The organism is Robertmurraya phoenicis (genome assembly GCF_047302285.1).
Taxonomy (GTDB): Bacteria; Bacillota; Bacilli; order Bacillales; family Cytobacillaceae; genus Robertmurraya.
Genome location: NZ_CP154845.1, coordinates 1,058,717 through 1,076,490 on the forward strand (window position 1 = coordinate 1,058,717; position 17,774 = coordinate 1,076,490).

Here is a 17,774-nt window from a genome sequence, read left to right on the forward strand (position 1 = left end):
TTTTTTCATGAAAGGATTGGAACAAATGTACTTTGTCGATCGTGAGAAAATAGAGAGCATATTAGTATATGTAGAACAGCAATTATCTCTTTTTGAGGAAAAAAACGAGTGGGAAACTGCTATTGAAAAAGCAGCCCTTGAAAGGGTTTGTCATACCGTGATAGAAGGTATATTAGATGTTGGAAATGCAATGATTGACGGTTTTATTATGCGTGACCCTGGAAGTTATGAGGATATTATCGACATTTTAGAAGATGAAAAGGTCATTACCGTGGAAATGAGTAAAGGCTTAAAAAAGGTCCTTATATATCGTAAAATGCTCGTGCAAAACTATACAGAAATATCTCATAAAGAACTGCAACATGTATTTCGTCAAGAGCTTGAAACATTGAAAAAGTTTTCACCTAATGTACAGCAATATTTACTGAATGAGCTAGGACCGGTATCAGCCTTCAGAAATTAAAACGCAAACATAAAAGCGCTCTTGCAGGGGCGTTTTTGCATTTTGGGAAATCCAGTGAGACAATATGAGTGATTCTTCGTAGGAGTGAGAAAAGTTGAACAAATATAAAGGTTATTTGATTGATTTAGATGGAACGATGTATAGAGGAACAGAGCTTATTGAAGAAGCGAGAGATTTCGTGAAAAAACTGAGGGAAATGAATATTCCATTCCTGTTTGTAACAAATAATTCTTCCCGAACACCTGAACAGGTCGCTGAAAAATTGAGAGCTTTTTCGATCCCGACGGAGGACGAGCAGGTTTTCACCACAAGCCAAGCAACGGCTAATTACATCTATGATCTTAATCAAGATGCTTCTATCTATGTCATTGGAGAAGAGGGGATTAAAACAGCGATCTCTGAAAAGGGGTTTCGTTTAGCAGAGGAGAATGCGGACGTAGTCGTGGTAGGGATTGATCGGGATATTAGCTACGAGAAATTAGCAATTGGATGCTTAGCGGTGAGAAATGGAGCCACTTATATTTCTACGAATGGAGATATAGCGATCCCAACAGAAAAAGGACTACTCCCTGGAAATGGCTCTCTTACTTCTGTTATTACCGTTTCCACACAAACAAAACCGATTTTTATCGGCAAGCCAGAATCGATTATTATGGAACAAGCCCTAGCTGTACTTGGAACGACTAAGGAAGACACGATTATGGTTGGAGATAATTACGATACCGACATTTTAGCAGGAATTAATGCAGGAATGGACACATTATTGGTCCATACCGGGGTTACGAAAAAGGAACATTTACCTTCTATTGAGATTAAACCAACATATGTCGTCGATTCACTAGCAGATTGGGATTTTAAGTAAGAGAAATGTTGCCTATATCGGTGTTTATTTTGATATATCGGCAAAAAAATGATTTTATCGGCGAAAATCGGAATATTTCGGTGAAAAATAGAATATTTCGGCGAATAATCAATTATATCGGCGAAAACCAAAAAAGGCGGAAGGCACCCCGCCTTTTTCATATTGTCATTCTGTATTCGCAGCACGATGGGCCAAACGACTTGAAGCAGCCGCGGCAATCGCTCCAACAATATCATCGAGGAAGGTATGGCATTTTCCACTAGATTTATCATTGAGATCCGCTAATATGCCAGGCTTCATTTTGTCAATAAACCCGTAATTGGTAAATCCAATCGAGCCATAAACGTTGACAATTGAGAAAGCCAATATTTCATCAACCCCATACAGGCTCTCGTCTATCGCAAGCATCGACTGCAGAGGTTCCTCTAATAATCCTTTATCTGTTAACATATCTAGCTGGATGCCAGTTAAGACAGCGTTTTGAACTTCCCTTTTTGAGAGCACCCTTTCTACATTCTCGATACAATCTTCCATCTGTAAATTTGGGTGATACTTTTCTTGAAGGTAATAAACCAGGTCGGCGATATCTTGAATCTTAATGCCTCTCTCAGCCAACCATTTTCTTGCCGTTTCTTCTACAATATCCACATTTTTTTCTTCAGACATCTGCTTCACCCTTTTTAAAAATATTATGTATATCCCTAGTTGAATGTTCGATGTTGGAGGAAATTTCTTATTACGTTAGGATATGCAATACGGTGTTGTTTAATCATCGCTGAATTACTTGTTAACTAAAACTAAGTACATCATATCATGTCACTTCCTATTTTGCATAAATCAAGCAAATGATAACAAAAAAACAATATTCCGAGAAGGGTTACATATACATTTGATAAGGACAAATGAGGCGGTAGGTGAGAGAAAAATGCTTCAACAAATCATTCAACAATATTATGGAATTAGCATACAAGATCAATTTAAGTTAGGACCATATGATGCATGTCGCGATCAGCAAAATCTATATTTTCTCGTTCCGGTTACAAATGTGGACGAAACGAGTCTTTCAGAATTGGAACAACTTACGATACACCTTGTCAATTATGGAGATTCTTCCGTTTGCCAATTTTTAAAGACAAATGAGGGAGAAACGTTTGTAGAATTGGAAAACCAACGCTTTTGTGTGTTAAAGAAGGATGTAACTGAACGAGCAATTAAAAGAGTAGGCAGGAAATTAGCTAAATTTCATTACAGGGGTAGAACGGTTCCTTTTGAAGTCAAACATATCAGTCGAATTGGCATGTGGAAATCGTTTTGGGAACAGAGACTGGATCAAATGGAGAAGGTTTGGAATGAGCAGTTGTTTCAGTCACCAGAAAACGATTTTGTGAGATTGTTTATAGAATCTTTTCCCTATTATATGGGACTTGCGGAAAATGCGATTCAATACTTAAATGACACAGAGCAGGATGATGAACCTCTAGCTGTTGATAGTGGAACTGTCTGCCATCTTCATTTTTCCTCGAGAACTTGGGGAGACAGCGGAACATTGAGAAATCCATTTGATTGGGTGTTTGATCATTGTACAAGAGATTTAGCTGAATGGACCCGAGAACGATATTTTCAAAATATAAAAACGTATGAACCTGATGTCCGTCAGTTTTATCAGGACTATGCCAGCGTTTCCACCCTTTCTTCATTTTCATGGAGGTTATTATTTTCACGCCTATTATTTCCTCTGCACTATATGGATTGCGTGGAAGAATACTATACGACCTCATCAGAGCAAGTGAAACTCATGCAAGAGGAGAAGTTGAAAAAGTTTTTAGCGCAATCCCAGGAATATGAAGAGTTTTTACGAGACTTTTACACACTTGCAGGAGCACCCATAAGAAGGTATCAAATTCCAATTGTAGAGTGGCTAGCGAAATAGCCACTCTTGTTTTATTTGTTGATTTACCCTCAATAACTAAAGAATGTACTGAAGCGACGGGGGGATTAACCTTAGAAATACCGATAATCAGATTCCGCCCCCTCCCAAAACAAGCATTCTTCCATACCTTTACTAAACCATCGGGATAGTATGCCACATGAAGCATGAGGAGTTCTAATGAGACAAGAGTTTTGGTTGGGAGAGAGAAAAGTATGTCACATGAGAGGTTCATGAGACAAGGTGTGTGGTTGGCGGAGAAGAAAGTATGTTTCATGAATGTTCCATTTCTCTTAATTTTTTGATGGGAATTCTTGGAGTTAATGACTGTAAAAAAGTATAATGAAAAAAAGAGCCTTCCTTTTTCTATGAGCTAATGGAAATTAGGGAAAAACATAAATACAAAGGAGCAGCAGATGAAGCCATTCGTTTATATTACAAGAAAATTACCAGAAGAAGTAGTAGCACCATTACGTGAAAAATATGAAGTGAGAATGTGGGATAAGGAGGACGTCATTGTGCCTCGCTCGCTTCTTTTAGAAGAAGCAAGTAAAGCTGATGCTTTATTGACGATGCTGTCTGATCAAATTGATGAGGAATTACTTTCTGCTGGGGAGCAATTAAAGGTCGTGGCTAACTTAGCAGTAGGATACGATAATATTGATATTGAAGCTGCTACTAGACGTGGAGTAGCGATCTGTAATACTCCAGATGTCTTAACCGATTCAACGGCAGACTTAACCTTCGGATTATTGATGGCAACGGCAAGAAGAATTGTGGAAGGGGCTGAATTCATCAAGGCAGGCCAATGGAAAAGCTGGAGCCCACTTCTCTTAGCAGGACATGATATTCATCATAAAACAATTGGAATTGTTGGCATGGGAAGTATTGGTTCAGCTGTTGCCAAAAGAGCAACTGGTTTTGATATGGAGATTCTATATCATAATCGTTCACGAAAAATGGAAGTTGAAAACGAGCTAGGCGCTACATATTGCTCATTTGATGAGTTAGTTGAACGCTCTGATTTTGTTGTCTGTTTAACCCCTCTTACAGCAGAAACGAAAGATCTCTTTACGAGGGATGTTTTCAAACGTATGAAAAAGACAGCCGTTTTTGTGAATGCTTCGCGAGGACCTGTAGTAAATGAACAAGAGCTTTATGAGGCCTTAAAAGAAGGTGATATTGCTGCTGCAGGATTAGATGTATTTGATAAAGAGCCAATCAAGCAAACACATCCTTTATTAACTCTTTCGAATGTCGTGGCCATTCCCCATATTGGCAGTGCGTCGATTGAAACAAGAATGAAGATGATGAATCTTTGTGTTGAAAATATCGATCTTATTCTCTCAGGCGAAGAACCGAAAACACATGTAAATAAATAATGTACAACTAGTATAAGCAGCCCAATATTGGACTGCTTATTTTTATTGAAGTTGGGTACAAAGATCTCTACACACTGATTTATTGATTGTAACATTTATAAAAATGAATAGTAGTCTTGTTTTATGTCGAACATTATGAGCAAAATAAAACCGTTTTAGTGGGGAAACGCTATCTCCAGAACAATAAGAAAATTATGCGAACTGTGAAAATTTGAGGTATACTAGACATTAAGATTTTTGATCAATTCGAAAAATTCTATTGTAAAATAAGTCAACTCCATCTATAATGTCTACTATACAAATACATTTGTCTTTTTAAGAAGAACAAAGCAGGAAGGGGATCGAAATGGAACCAATATCAATTGGATTATTAGGGCTTGGGACGGTCGGTTCAGGAGTGGTGCAAATAGTTGAAAATCATCAGGAAAAGCTCATGCATCAAATTGGACGCCCAATTCAAATAAAAAAAGTACTTGTAAAAGATATAAATAAAGAGAGGGCTGTAACGATTGATCCAACGCTCTTGACCACCAATGTTGAAGACGTCATAAACAGTCCTGAAATTGATGTTGTGATCGAAGTTATGGGTGGTGTTGAAGAAACAAGAAAAGCACTCATTCAGGCTCTCAAAAATAAAAAGCATGTCGTGACAGCCAACAAGGATCTGATGGCCCTTCATGGTTCTGAACTTCTTTCATTTGCGATTGAGAATGGTTGTGACCTCTTCTATGAAGCCAGTGTAGCTGGTGGGATTCCAATTTTAAGAAGTTTAGTTGATGGCTTATCTTCTGATCATATAACGAAGATGATGGGAATCGTAAATGGAACGACGAATTTTATTTTAACGAAGATGAGCAAACAGGGGAGTGCTTATGAAGATGTTCTAAAAGAAGCCCAGCAACTAGGCTATGCGGAAGCAGATCCCACTTCAGATGTGGAAGGTCTAGATGCAGCGAGAAAAATGGCGATATTGGCGACACTCGGTTTTTCCATGAAGATTGACTTGGACGATGTCAGAGTTCAAGGGATTACGACGATAACAGAAAGAGACCTTCAATATGCCAAACAGCTTGGTTATACAATGAAACTGATAGGAATCGCTCAAGTTGAAAATGATAAAGTCGAGGTAAGTGTGCAGCCAACTTTATTAGCTGATACCCATCCGTTAGCATCAGTAAATGATGAATATAATGCTGTTTATGTCTATGGAGAAGCGGTCGGTGAAACGATGTTTTATGGTCCAGGGGCAGGAAGTCTTCCAACAGCAACTTCGATTGTCTCTGACTTAGTCGTGGTTATGAAAAACATGGTACTAGGAGTAAATGGAAAAAGTATCATCTCACCACAATACGAAAAGAAACTAAAAGAGCGGAATGAAATTCTTTCAAAGTATTTCTTAAGATTTCATGTTAAAGATAAAGTGGGCGTACTTGCCAATATTACAACGATTTTTTCCGAACAAGGGGTGAGCTTTGAGAAGATTCTCCAACTACCTGTGAAGGAAAAAGGGTTGTCAGAAATCGTCATTGTCACACATTCAACTTCTCTCGAAGATTTTGAGGGGATTTTAGCAAAATTAGAAGTATTACCATCTGTTCATCAAATCAAGAGCTCTTATCGAGTAGAAGGGAATGGCCATTCATGAGGTGGAAAGGGTTATTAGAAGAATATCAAGCATTTTTACCAGTTAACGAAAAAACACCAAAACTAACCTTAAATGAAGGAAATACCCCTTTAATCAAGCTTGATCGACTTTCAGAGGAATGGGGAGTCGAGCTATATGTGAAGACCGAAGGAACGAATCCAACTGGGTCTTTTAAAGACAGAGGAATGGTCATGGCTGTAGCCAAGGCAAAGGAAGAAGGCAGTGATACGGTCATCTGTGCCTCCACAGGGAACACGTCAGCTGCAGCTGCTGCTTATGCTGCTAGAGCAGGGATGAGATGTATTGTTGTCATTCCTGAAGGGAAAATTGCGATGGGAAAGCTCGCACAGGCGGTCATGTATGGGGCTGAGATTATTTCAATCGAAGGCAACTTTGATGAAGCGTTGAAAATGGTACGGAATATTAGCGAAAAAGAACCAGTCGCTCTGGTCAATTCAGTAAATCCATATCGGCTAGAGGGACAAAAAACGGGAGCATTTGAAATTTGTGATCAGCTTGGTGGAACAGCCCCTGATGTATTAGCCATCCCAGTAGGGAATGCGGGCAATATTAGTGCTTATTGGAAAGGGTTTAAAGAATATGATGCTGTGAAAAAGACAGGGCTACCGAAAATGCATGGCTTTGAGGCAGAGGGCGCAGCGGCAATCGTTCATAACCGCGTCTTTGAAAATCCAGAAACGATAGCGACAGCAATTCGGATTGGAAACCCAGCGAGTTGGCATCTTGCAACTGCTGCGGCGGAAGAATCTGCTGGAACGATTGATGAGGTGAGTGATGATGAAATTATCGCTGCTTATAAAAAAATCGCCAGTACAGAAGGCGTGTTTGCAGAACCGGGGTCATGTGCATCATTAGCAGGAGTGTATAAGCATATTCAAAATGGGAAAATTGCTAAAGGAAGTAAGATCGTTGCTATTTTAACAGGGAATGGTTTAAAGGATCCGAACACGGCGATTGACTATAGCACGATTAAGCCAGTTTTACTTCCGAATGATGAGGAGGCCGTGGCGCATCATATTCGGGGAGTGGTTCACTCATGAATGAATATGACATGGTGACGATTCGAGTTCCAGGAAGTACAGCTAATCTTGGACCAGGCTTTGATTCGATCGGTTTGGCGCTAAATTTATTTTTATCTCTAGAGGTAGAGCGCTCCAACTCTTGGGAAGTGGTCATGGAGTCGAAGGAATTAGAGGTATTTCCAACCGATGACAGCAATTATATTATCCAGATTGCCTTAAAAACAGCCGAGCTTTTCCAAACAAGCTTGCCATGTTGTAAGGTGAAAATGTCCAGTGATATTCCTTTAGCAAGAGGATTGGGCTCAAGTGCTGCAGCTATTATTGCAGGGATTGAACTGGCCAATGTTATGGGTAATTTGAAATTAACAAATGAAGAGAAATTCAAGATTGCTACTGAAATCGAGGGGCATCCAGATAATGTAGGTGCATCATTGTTTGGGGGACTAGTTATTGGAAGTCAGATGGATGATGAAGTCGTGGCTGTTGTCGAGCGTTCGATAGATTTCGATTTAATAGCAGTCATTCCAAAACTTGAGCTTCTTACAAAAGATTCACGTAATGTTCTTCCGTCTGAACTCCCCTATTCAGAAGCTGTGAAGGCGGGAGCACTTGCCAATGTAATGGTGGCAGCACTTCTAAATAAAGATTACGCATTAGCGGGGAAAATGATGAAAAAGGATTTATATCATCAGCCCTATCGGAGAAAGCTTATCCCTCATTTAGCTGAAATTGAGGAACTGGCTTATAAATCAGGGGCGTTTGGTGTTGCGCTAAGTGGAGCTGGACCAACCGTTATTTGCTGTTCTGAAAAAGGAAAAGGGAAACAGCTTCTAGACGTTTTAAAGGAATTGGATTCAAATATGTCCTACTGCCAGCTTGAAATTGATCAAGGAGGTAGCAGGGTACAAGTACAAAAATGTGTATAATATAAAAAAAAGCGATCTCACATGGGCGAGATCGCTTTTTTGTAGCCAAGATTAGAATACTTGTTCTACTTCTACTACTCCTGGTACTTCCTCTAAAAGAGCACGCTCAATACCAGCCTTTAAAGTGATTGTAGAACTTGGGCAAGAACCACATGCACCTAATAAACGTAATTTTACAATACCCTCGTCTACATCTACTAATTCACAGTCCCCACCGTCACGAAGAAGGAATGGACGTAATTTATCTAATACATCTTGTACTTGTTCAAACATTTGCTCTGCCATCTTAATCGCTCCTTTCATAATACTTATTATAATCTCTCTCTCTCAAAAAATCTATTGAAAAAGCATGAAATCCAATATTGAACATTTCCAATAAAAGGTCATTCTTGAGGTTTTCTCTTTTAGCATGTTGTTTTCTCAATCATGTCATTTATGATTGAGAGCGGTACAAGCTTGAAATGAAGCGGAGAGGATGAAATTTATGATCCCTTATTGTAGAATATTCTTAGGTAGCAAAGGGGGAACATACATGGTTAATAAATGTGTCGATATTGTGATATATGGGGCAGAGCAGCTTTGCCCAAGCTGTATCAATCTACCTTCATCAAAAGAGACATTTGAGTGGTTAGAAGCAGCTATTAGTAGAAAATTTCCTAAACAGGATTTTCATATCTCATATGTGGATATTTACAATCCACCCGAGGATGAATTAAGAAAAGAATTTGCCCAAAGAGTTGTGGATGAGGATATGTTTTATCCAGTCGTTCTAATTGAAGATGAGATCGTAGGAGAAGGGAATCCTCGACTTAAGACGATATTCGCATCTATGGAGAAGTACGGTTATCAGGCAGAGGCTTAAAATAAATTGACACTGTTCGATTAAGAACAGTGTCAATTTATTCGGCCTTAACCGTTATGATATTTGTACATCCAAAGAATCCCGGATTTTAATAATCGGGCTACACGTCCAGTAATCGGGCGATCTGCGACTAGACCAAAGCCATGTTTCTTCCCAAGGGAGCCGAGGACCCCTTTTAGCTTAATTGTCGGTAGTTGTTCTGGAAGTTCTTGATTATTCCAACGTTTTAATAAGATGTCGACAATTTGTTCAGCTTGTCCCTCGGCAAGCTGAGCGCTAGGAGCATGCGGTAAGCTGGCACAGTCTCCTACTACATAAACATGTTCATTATCAGGAAGATTATGATGTGGAGTCAATATAATCCTGCCTTGTCTATCCTTTTCTACATTCATCTCACGAACGATTTTATTCGGTTGGATTCCAGCCGTCCAAACGACAATATCGCTGTGAATCGGTTCATGATGGTTATAGAGCGTATCCTCTTCCACTCTAGTAATGTTAGAATTGTTAATGATTTCTACATTATGATTATCAAACCAATTTTCCACATACGTACTGAGACGGACTGGGAATGCAGAAAGAATATGATTTCCTCTATCGAACAATTTGACTTTTAGATCTGGGCGACTCTCATTAAGCTCGCTTGCTAATTCAACGCCACTTAAACCAGCTCCGACAATACTAACAACGGAACCGGGTGGAAGATTATTTAGGGCCTGATAAGTCTGTCTTGATTTTTCAATGGACTGAATACTGTAAGTAGACTCTTTAGCACCAGGTACATTATGATACTTATCTTCACAGCCTAATCCGATCACTAAATCGTCATAAGAGACTGGCTCATCATCTTTTAAATAAACCTTATTTTCCTGAAGATTGATTTCGGTTACTTCACCGTAATGAATGTTTAATCTAGAATGTTCAGGAAAAGGAACGCGGATATGTTGATCTGAGATGGTCCCAGCTGCAAGCGCATAGTATTCTGTTTTAAGGCAGTGATAAGGTGTGCGATCGATTAAGGTGATGGATATGTCTTCTGGAAGTTCATTTGGTAAGAGACGAGCGAGGATTCTCATTCCCCCATACCCTCCACCTAAAATCACTAGATTTTTCATATTGAATATCCCCTTTATGCAACTCTATTGTTGAATTCTGTTGCTGAAGCCAAAATAAGTGCTATTCGAATTTTCATATAAAAGCTATCTGTCTATTAAATCGAAGTTCCCATTTTATGAGGAAACGCTATAAAGTTCATTCAAAGTATAACGAAATTGTGACAAAATCACAACATATTCATGGCAAAATTTCGAATATTTTACTAAAATAATAAAGAAATCATGTTAAAGTTATCTAATATATGATATTAGTATGTCACAAAGAATGATATGGAATAAAACACCATTTTAGTATATGAAAAAGGAAGTCTAGAGGTGAAATGATTGATTAGGCCGATTATTGAATTTTGTATTAGCAACCTTGCAAGCGGTTCTCAAAAAGCAAGAGAACAACTGGAAAGGGATCCAAATTTGGATATTATCGAGTACGGATGTTTGAATTATTGTGGCAAATGTGCCGCATTTCTTTATGCATTAGTAGAAGGGGAGGTTGTCACAGGAGAAACACCAGACCAACTTGTGGAAAACATCTATCAATATTTAGAGGAGAATATGTTGATATAGGAAATAAGGTGGCCGTTGAAGGTCCACCTTTTATTTACTTTCCTATTTTCGCATTTCTCGTATTTCATGCCAGCGCTCTTTTGCCATTTCGACTGTGGTTGCTTCAGTCGTATTTTTCTGGTTTTCAATTACTTTTGAAAAGTATCTTGTAGCTTGGTCGATTTTATTCGTTCGTCTTGATAATTCACCTATTAAATAGAACATACGGACTTCAGTCACTTGAGTTCCTTTAAAATCATCTGCCGAATAGGAATCCATATATTCCTTCAAGGCTAAGTTCGTAAATCGCAGTTCTTGCTCTTGATTATCTATTTCACGATAAAGCCAAGCCAGTCTTATATATAAGCCGGCAAGATTGATATGCTTTTCCTTTTTCAATGTTCCACAGTATGCTGCAAGCTTGAGTGTCTGAATCGCAGACTGAACATCACGTTCTCCTCCAAAGTCTTGTGAAACCCAATTGTTGCAAACCTTCTCTGTAATGACTTCTTTGCTTCCTGGTGCGAAAAAAGGAAGGAAATCATCGGAAAATGAAAATCCACAATGTGGACAAACCTTTACGTAGTAATATAAAGGGTTAACTCCCTCATTGGAATAGAGCGGACAAAAATCAGTGTCATATTTGATCATTTTAACAAAGCGGGAACGAGCTTTCTTTGATGTGAACGTTTTTTTACACATCAGGCATTCGTGTGTTTTATCATATAAAGGAAGTAATTTTGTCAAAGCTCCTCACCCTTTCTTGCTTACTAATATGTCTACATTATATCGCAATTTTCGACAATTAACGCATCTAACTCCCTATTACTATTTACCCATTTATATTTCATTTTCCATAAAAAAACTTTAATGGATCAGGCACGTTAGTTGAGGAACTTTGTCATGCTGTATATACTAATAGTAAGAAGGAAAATGGAAGAGCAAATAACTTCCTAACTTAATGAATCCTAAAGAATAGGAGGGAAAAAAGATGGATGTAGTAACCATTACTGAAGCTGCAGCTTTGCAGATAAAAGATATGATGAAAGAAAATGAGGAAGAAGGAGCTTTCCTACGTGTTGCGATCCAAGGTGGTGGCTGTAGCGGTTTGTCGTACGGAATGGGTTTTGCCCATGAAGTGGAAGAAGGGGACACTGAATTTGAACAGCATGGAATTCAAGTTCTAGTTGATAAAGAGAGTGCACCTGCCTTAAATGGTACAAAAATTGATTACAAGCAATCCCTAATGGGAGGCGGTTTTACGATCGACAATCCAAATGCGATTGCGTCTTGCGGATGTGGATCATCGTTTAGAACGGCGAAGAATGTGGGAACTCCAGAGAATTGTTAATAAAAAGAGCAAAGCCATATCAAACGGCTTTGCTCTTTTCAATCTTATTTAAACATAGATGAACTATGAAGTGGTTGTGCTTTTGCTTTAGGATCAATATACGTTTTCGCATTGTTGATAGCCGTTGGTGCCTCACCAAATCCACTTGCGATCAGCTTGACTTTCCCATCGTATGTGCAAATATCGCCGGCAGCATAAATACCAGGGATATTGGTCTCCATTTTGGAATTGACAACAATGGAGTTCTTTTCGATTTCAAGGCCCCATTCTTTAATTGGACCTAAGGAAGAAACAAAGCCATAGTTACAGATAACAGCATCGACATCGATGGTAACCTTCTCGTCACCGACTGCTTCTTTCAGTACCACTTGTTTAATACCAGTAACATCTCCAATTAATTCATCTGGTACATATGGTGTTTTAATATCAACCTTTGAGTTATGAAGATTTTCAACACTGTGCTCATGGGCACGGAATTTATCTCGTCTATGCACGATTGATACTTGTTCAGCAATAGGTTCAAGCATTAGAGCCCAGTCTACTGCAGAATCGCCGCCACCAAAGACAACCACTTTTTGCCCAGCGAATTTGTTGAGATCATCGATGAAATAGTGGAGATTTTTCCCCTCGTACTCCGTAGCGTTTTCAAGCTCAAGGCGACGAGGTTGAAAAGCACCGTTTCCAGCTGTAATAATAATTGTTTTTGTATAATGAATTTCTTTATTTGTTGTGAGCTTGAAAGAATTGTCTTCTTGTTTTTCAATCTTTTCAACTGATTGTTCTAGGATGATGGTTTGATCAAATTTAGACATTTGCTCTTTTAAGTTGTCCACCAATTCTTGTGCGCGAACTTTTGGAAAACCTGCAACATCATATATGTATTTTTCCGGATACAAGGCAGAAAGCTGTCCACCGAGCTGAGGTAAGCTTTCAATTATTTTAACAGTTGCTTGTCTCATGCCACCATAAAAAGCTGTGAATAACCCAATAGGTCCGCCACCAATGATGGTTATATCATAAATTTGTTGATCCTCTTTCACTCCGAATCCCCCCAGAAAAGAATTGTACAATTACCAACTTATATATTACCATAAATAAATTGAAACTACATCCATCCTTGGCAAGCTCACCGTTTCACACAAGGAATCTATATGAAAAAAGTCTGGAATTTCGAAAATAGCCATGTTACTTTTTAGAAAATTTATAACATAAGGACTATAATTATATCTACTTTTTGAGCATATTTAACTTGAAAAACAAAATAAAAAAGAATATCATGTTATTTAGACGATATGTTAACATTATGTGACGAAATTTTGACATTTTTTTGTCGATATTCGTGAAAAATATCACAATCTTTTTTCTTTGTATATACTATTATAATTGCTGATTGTGGTGAAGATATATAAGAGTATGCAAAAAAAGAGAGAAAAAAATTCTAACAAAAAGGTGGAAGTGATCACTTTGAAAAAACAAAAGATTGTTATTTTAGGTGCCGGATATGGTGGGTTAATGACTGCAACTAGGCTACAGAAGGCAGTTGGAGTGAATGAAGTCGATATTCAGCTTGTAAATAAGCATGATTACCACTATGAAACAACTTGGTTACATGAAGCATCTGCTGGAACATTGCATCATGACCGTGTTCGTTACGATATTAAAGATGTTATTGATCGTAACAAAGTTGAATTTATTAAAGGAACGGTTGAACAAATTAATACTGCTGAAAATAAAGTCATCCTCAAAGAAGGAGAACTACCATACGACTATTTAGTTGTGGCAGTAGGATCTGAAGCAGAAACTTTTGGTATTAAAGGCTTAAAGGAACATGCATTTACGATCGTCAATGTTAATGCGGCCCGTCAAATTCGAGAGCATATTGAATATCAATTTGCAACATACAATAACGAAGCTGAGAAAAAAGATGAGCGCTTAACGATTGTTGTTGGTGGAGCTGGATTTACTGGAATTGAGTTTCTTGGTGAACTAGCTAACCGTGTTCCAGAATTATGCCGTGAGTATGACATTGATCCTCATAAAGTGAAGATTATTTGTGTCGAGGCAGCACCAACGGTTTTACCAGGTTTTGACCCTGAGTTAGTGAATTATGCAGTTGCACATTTAGAGAAAAAAGGCGTCACTTTCATGATTGGATCTGCTGTTAAGGAAGCAACAGAAACAGGGATCATCGTTGGAAAAGGCGAAGATGAAGTTGAAGAAATTAAAGCTGGCACAGTCGTATGGGCTGCTGGTGTACGTGGAAGCGCACTTATTGAAAAATCTGGTTTCGAAGCGATGCGTGGACGTGTTAAAGTACAACCAGACTTAAGAGCACCAGGCCATGACAATATCTTTATCATCGGTGATTCTTCTTTAATTATTAATGAAGAAATCAATCGTCCATATCCTCCAACTGCACAAATTGCGATGCAACAAGGTGTTACTTGTGCGAAGAATTTAGTCGCTCTCATTCGTGGGAAAGAAGAGCTTGAATCATTCACACCAGACATTAAAGGAACAGTATGTTCACTAGGTGAAGATGATGCAATTGGTGTAGCCTTTGGTAAGAAGATGACGGGAGGAACTGCATCCTTCATGAAGAAAGTCATCGACAACCGTTCCCTCTACATGATTGGCGGACCAACACTCGTCCTTAAAAAAGGGAAATTCAATATCTTTTAATCTAAGTTAATCAAAAAAAATGCTTCGAAACAGACTAGAAGCAAGTAGACGACTGTAGACACACTCAATGAAAAGAGTATGTGTCCACAGTCGTTTTTGTATTTTCATCAATCATAAATAAAGAAAAAGTTTAGTTAGGTCTAAATATGTTTGAAAAGATATCTTCAAAAGTAAGAAGCTGGTTAAAATATTTACAAATTCAGTCTGCTGATTGGAACGGAGGGTGGCGACTCCTGCGGGAAAAGCGTGGCCAGGTGAGACCCCGCAAGAGCGTAGCGATGAGGAGGCTCACGGCTCGCCCGCGGAAAGCGCCACCTGGAGTGGAAATCAGTCGTTTCCCCATTACTCCCAATATAGTAGGAGCTTTTCAGTAATCTTTGTGCTTCATGATATTCTTAAAGCACTTTTTTCAATCATCTATCTTTTTCATTGACGGACAAAAGGACATTCAGTACACTTATGATGACATTAAGGGAGGCTTGTATTCGATGCAAATTACGATTGTTACCTTGCCGATTTCGATGCTATTATTTTTCGTACTATTTTTTGGAATCGGATTTATTTTAAATATGCTATTGCGAATGACTTGGATTATGGCTGTTGTCTATCCAATTATCACCATATTTATCGTCGATGATGTTCGATTTATCGAATATTTCACGAATAGTAAAACAGCATTTAATGATTTAATCACTGGATTCGCTAACCTCGCTCTATCTGATCTATTAATTTTAGGTAGTGGACTAGCCGGGGCGATCGTAGCAGGAATCGTCATACGTATTTTACGTAAAAAAGGCTATCAGATGTTCTAATGAGATTTACAGATATTTTGTGAAGTGTAAGAATATTAAGTGAGGAAACGACAAGAAGACGATACAGCACACTTATGTAAAATAGAAAAAACGAAATACTCCTCTTAAGGTAGACATGTATTTAAAACTGTCTAGCTTAAGGAGAGTATTTTTTTGCACCAGAAAATTAGAAAATAAAAGGATGTAAATAACTTCTGCATCTAGCGCTAGCAGCCGAAGTTTAGCGGACTTTTCCTATGTCCGATCGTCCACCATTTGCTTCACTCATTGTGTCTCCTTAATCGAATACTAGCAAAAATAAAATAAGCGGAGTTTTTTCCGTTATATACTCCAATGGAGCACATTTCGGGGTAAATAAGGGGAATTTTTCCACTTATGTTGAACCAAATTGCTGCTTATCACGTTATTCGAACCGATAGGCGGAAATTTTCCGCCTATTTCTGACTTTTTTCATGATATTTGCTAATTAAGCGGAATTTCTCCTGCTATTAAGAAGCATCAACTCGGGTGCTAATAATCCGTATTGGAGAGGTTCTAAAATGTTTTCGCCCAATCTGGTCGTTTTATGCTACAAAGGAGTTCAAGTTCCCGTTCTCTTAACTCACAATAGGAGCTAACGGTACGTAAGTCGTCATCGACATACGCTGGATGACACATGACTTCTACCGAATCGCTTTCAAACTCCTTGAGTTTTTCAAAAATATCCTCTGAGACTCCAGAACCATAAAAATCTAAATATAGTTCATTTGATAAGAGGATTTCTTTATGAGCAGACAATGAATCAACTTTCCTAACGGGAACTTGGTACTCATTTGCCAGTTTCAGGACAACATCTTTAAGTGGTTCCCATCCGTGTATATGATGGTGGCTATCGATGTGATGAAGTTCAAGTCCTGTTTTTAAAAAGGCTTCAATCTGCGTTTTCCATTCAAGCTCAACTTGTTCTACATTTGGTGTTTCTGACTGTGCATAGGTATTTCGATATTTGAAGAATTCTTCTTCGTTTATTAAATCAGGAACATCTTTGCTTAATGGTTTCCCCCAAGTGAGTACAAGATGAATTCCTACCTTCAAAGAAGGCGTTTTTTTCGCAGCTAGAACGGCGTGCTCTACTGCCAAACCATTCATCATTAAGGTTGCTGAATCGACTAGACCGTTTATATGGCTTTCAATGACTCCATCGTTAATCCCAGTAGTTAACCCGAAATCGTCTGCATTAAATATTACTTTCATATATAATCCCCCATTTAATAAATATCATAACCGCTCTATTCTTGTGGGTAGAAACGCTCAATCACAAAGTTCGTTTTATCTCCTCGAAAATAGGATCGTGAATATTCAACTTTTTCTCCTCTTTCATTTTCAGCAATGGTTTCAATGTAAAAACACGGTGAATCGGGCTGGCACTTTAAGTGAGCACAAGTTCTTTCGTCAGCAAGGGTAATTTCCATATGTTCTGTCGTTTTTGCAATATGAACTCCAAATACATCTTTAAAAGCTCCATATAATGAAGTTTCAGCATGCTCTTTCGTGATTCCTGGTGCTACTGTCCATGGAATATAGGCAATTTCAAACTGTGTTGGCTCTCCATCAACCTTTCTAACTCTTTCAATTCGCTGAATAGGATCATTTAGTGAAACTTCTAGCTTGTTCAAAAGCAGCTCATTTGCTGGGATTACGTTGATACTAACAAGTGTAATATCAGCTTTCTTTCCTTGTACAGCAACTTGATCTTTGTATCTTTTAAAGGTATGTGACAATGTTTGACTAACCTTTTGGTCAGCGACATAGGTTCCTTTTCCTTGATGTCTTTCTAAATAGCCTTCTAATGTAAGTTGATTTAGTGCAGTTCGTACAGTGGTTCTACTCACATTAAATTCTTCGCACAATTCAAGTTCTGTAGGAATTTGTTCACCCTTCTTGTATTTCTCCGACTTAATTCGATCAAGCAGTTCATCTTTTATGTAGGCATGTAGTGACTGATTTTTGTCCATATGGTAAACCCCTTCAAGTATTCTATGTTTTGAGTTTACAAGATAATACAACTATTCGCAATTGTTAATACAAATTTTAAATTTGTATTATTTATATTATAATGAATTTTGCTGAATCGAAACGTTTTATATAATCGTATCCTATCGTATATGTATCGACAATATGT

19 protein-coding genes are annotated in these 17,774 nt (G+C 38.3%); 12 read left to right on the forward strand and 7 right to left on the reverse strand.

The features are described from left to right. Positions 1-25 precede the first annotated feature (25 nt). Together AA0X71_RS05070 and AA0X71_RS05075 are read left to right on the forward strand one after the other, a co-directional pair. Positions 26-463, forward strand: a complete 438-nt coding sequence (locus AA0X71_RS05070; protein WP_413359960.1) for a DUF86 domain-containing protein — start codon at positions 26-28, stop codon at positions 461-463. Positions 464-557: 94 nt separating this feature from the next. Further along, positions 558-1,325, forward strand: coding sequence for a TIGR01457 family HAD-type hydrolase (locus AA0X71_RS05075; RefSeq protein WP_413359962.1), 768 nt, complete (start codon positions 558-560; stop codon positions 1,323-1,325). 165 nt (positions 1,326-1,490) lie between these two features. Here AA0X71_RS05075 and AA0X71_RS05080 read toward each other — a convergent pair whose 3' ends face one another. Beyond that, the gene (locus tag AA0X71_RS05080) at positions 1,491-1,991 is read right to left on the reverse strand and encodes a phosphatidylglycerophosphatase A (protein ID WP_413359965.1); all 501 of its coding nucleotides are present in this window, start codon (positions 1,989-1,991) and stop codon (positions 1,491-1,493) included. Between the two features lie 259 nt (positions 1,992-2,250). Between AA0X71_RS05080 and yutH the strand changes: the two genes are divergently transcribed. From yutH to thrB, 5 genes are all read left to right on the forward strand, one after another. Then, positions 2,251-3,255, forward strand: coding sequence for a spore coat putative kinase YutH (gene yutH / locus AA0X71_RS05085; RefSeq protein WP_413359967.1), 1,005 nt, complete (start codon positions 2,251-2,253; stop codon positions 3,253-3,255). Between the two features lie 413 nt (positions 3,256-3,668). Next, positions 3,669-4,634 (forward strand): 2-hydroxyacid dehydrogenase, encoded by a 966-nt coding sequence (locus AA0X71_RS05090; protein ID WP_413359970.1) that lies wholly within the window; start codon positions 3,669-3,671, stop codon positions 4,632-4,634. A 346-nt stretch (positions 4,635-4,980) separates the two neighbouring features. Beyond that, positions 4,981-6,279 (forward strand): homoserine dehydrogenase, encoded by a 1,299-nt coding sequence (locus AA0X71_RS05095; RefSeq protein ID WP_413359972.1) that lies wholly within the window; start codon positions 4,981-4,983, stop codon positions 6,277-6,279. Continuing rightward, on the forward strand, positions 6,276-7,340 hold the full coding sequence (gene thrC, locus AA0X71_RS05100) for a threonine synthase (protein ID WP_413359974.1): 1,065 nt from the start codon (positions 6,276-6,278) through the stop codon (positions 7,338-7,340). The genes AA0X71_RS05095 and thrC overlap by 4 nt, the downstream gene beginning before the upstream one ends. After that, positions 7,337-8,248, forward strand: coding sequence for a homoserine kinase (gene thrB, locus AA0X71_RS05105; protein ID WP_413359977.1), 912 nt, complete (start codon positions 7,337-7,339; stop codon positions 8,246-8,248). Before thrC ends, thrB begins: the two co-directional genes overlap by 4 nt. A gap of 51 nt (positions 8,249-8,299) precedes the next feature. On the opposite strand, the gene AA0X71_RS05110 is transcribed toward thrB, so the two are convergent. After that, entirely contained in the window at positions 8,300-8,551 is a 252-nt protein-coding gene (locus tag AA0X71_RS05110) for a NifU family protein (RefSeq protein ID WP_413359979.1), read from the reverse strand. A gap of 229 nt (positions 8,552-8,780) precedes the next feature. Here AA0X71_RS05110 and AA0X71_RS05115 point away from each other — a divergent pair, with 229 nt between their 5' ends. Beyond that, on the forward strand, positions 8,781-9,110 hold the full coding sequence (locus AA0X71_RS05115; RefSeq protein ID WP_413359982.1) for a YuzD family protein: 330 nt from the start codon (positions 8,781-8,783) through the stop codon (positions 9,108-9,110). A gap of 47 nt (positions 9,111-9,157) precedes the next feature. On the opposite strand, the gene AA0X71_RS05120 is transcribed toward AA0X71_RS05115, so the two are convergent. Then, positions 9,158-10,225, reverse strand: a complete 1,068-nt coding sequence (locus AA0X71_RS05120) for an NAD(P)/FAD-dependent oxidoreductase (RefSeq protein ID WP_413359984.1) — start codon at positions 10,223-10,225, stop codon at positions 9,158-9,160. Between the two features lie 324 nt (positions 10,226-10,549). Here AA0X71_RS05120 and AA0X71_RS05125 point away from each other — a divergent pair, with 324 nt between their 5' ends. After that, positions 10,550-10,789, forward strand: a complete 240-nt coding sequence (locus AA0X71_RS05125) for a YuzB family protein (protein ID WP_413359987.1) — start codon at positions 10,550-10,552, stop codon at positions 10,787-10,789. 42 nt (positions 10,790-10,831) lie between these two features. On the opposite strand, the gene AA0X71_RS05130 is transcribed toward AA0X71_RS05125, so the two are convergent. Next, positions 10,832-11,515 (reverse strand): DUF2225 domain-containing protein, encoded by a 684-nt coding sequence (locus tag AA0X71_RS05130; protein WP_413359989.1) that lies wholly within the window; start codon positions 11,513-11,515, stop codon positions 10,832-10,834. Positions 11,516-11,759: 244 nt separating this feature from the next. On the opposite strand from AA0X71_RS05130, the gene AA0X71_RS05135 reads away from it, so the two are divergent. After that, positions 11,760-12,119 carry a HesB/IscA family protein gene (locus tag AA0X71_RS05135; RefSeq protein ID WP_413359991.1) on the forward strand — a complete coding sequence of 120 codons (360 nt, stop codon included), beginning with the start codon at positions 11,760-11,762 and terminating at the stop codon, positions 12,117-12,119. Between the two features lie 44 nt (positions 12,120-12,163). Here AA0X71_RS05135 and AA0X71_RS05140 read toward each other — a convergent pair whose 3' ends face one another. Further along, positions 12,164-13,159 (reverse strand): NAD(P)/FAD-dependent oxidoreductase, encoded by a 996-nt coding sequence (locus AA0X71_RS05140; protein ID WP_413359993.1) that lies wholly within the window; start codon positions 13,157-13,159, stop codon positions 12,164-12,166. 424 nt (positions 13,160-13,583) lie between these two features. Between AA0X71_RS05140 and AA0X71_RS05145 the strand changes: the two genes are divergently transcribed. Both AA0X71_RS05145 and AA0X71_RS05150 read left to right on the forward strand, forming a co-directional pair. Next, positions 13,584-14,801, forward strand: a complete 1,218-nt coding sequence (locus AA0X71_RS05145; RefSeq protein ID WP_413359996.1) for an NAD(P)/FAD-dependent oxidoreductase — start codon at positions 13,584-13,586, stop codon at positions 14,799-14,801. Positions 14,802-15,289: 488 nt separating this feature from the next. Beyond that, entirely contained in the window at positions 15,290-15,613 is a 324-nt protein-coding gene (locus tag AA0X71_RS05150; protein WP_413359998.1) for a YuiB family protein, read from the forward strand. Positions 15,614-16,147: 534 nt separating this feature from the next. Here the strand turns inward: AA0X71_RS05150 and chbG are convergent. Together chbG and AA0X71_RS05160 are read right to left on the reverse strand one after the other, a co-directional pair. Next, positions 16,148-16,846, reverse strand: coding sequence for a chitin disaccharide deacetylase (chbG, locus tag AA0X71_RS05155; RefSeq protein ID WP_413360000.1), 699 nt, complete (start codon positions 16,844-16,846; stop codon positions 16,148-16,150). 35 nt (positions 16,847-16,881) lie between these two features. Further along, positions 16,882-17,607, reverse strand: coding sequence for a GntR family transcriptional regulator (locus AA0X71_RS05160; protein WP_413360002.1), 726 nt, complete (start codon positions 17,605-17,607; stop codon positions 16,882-16,884). Positions 17,608-17,774: the final 167 nt, after the last annotated feature.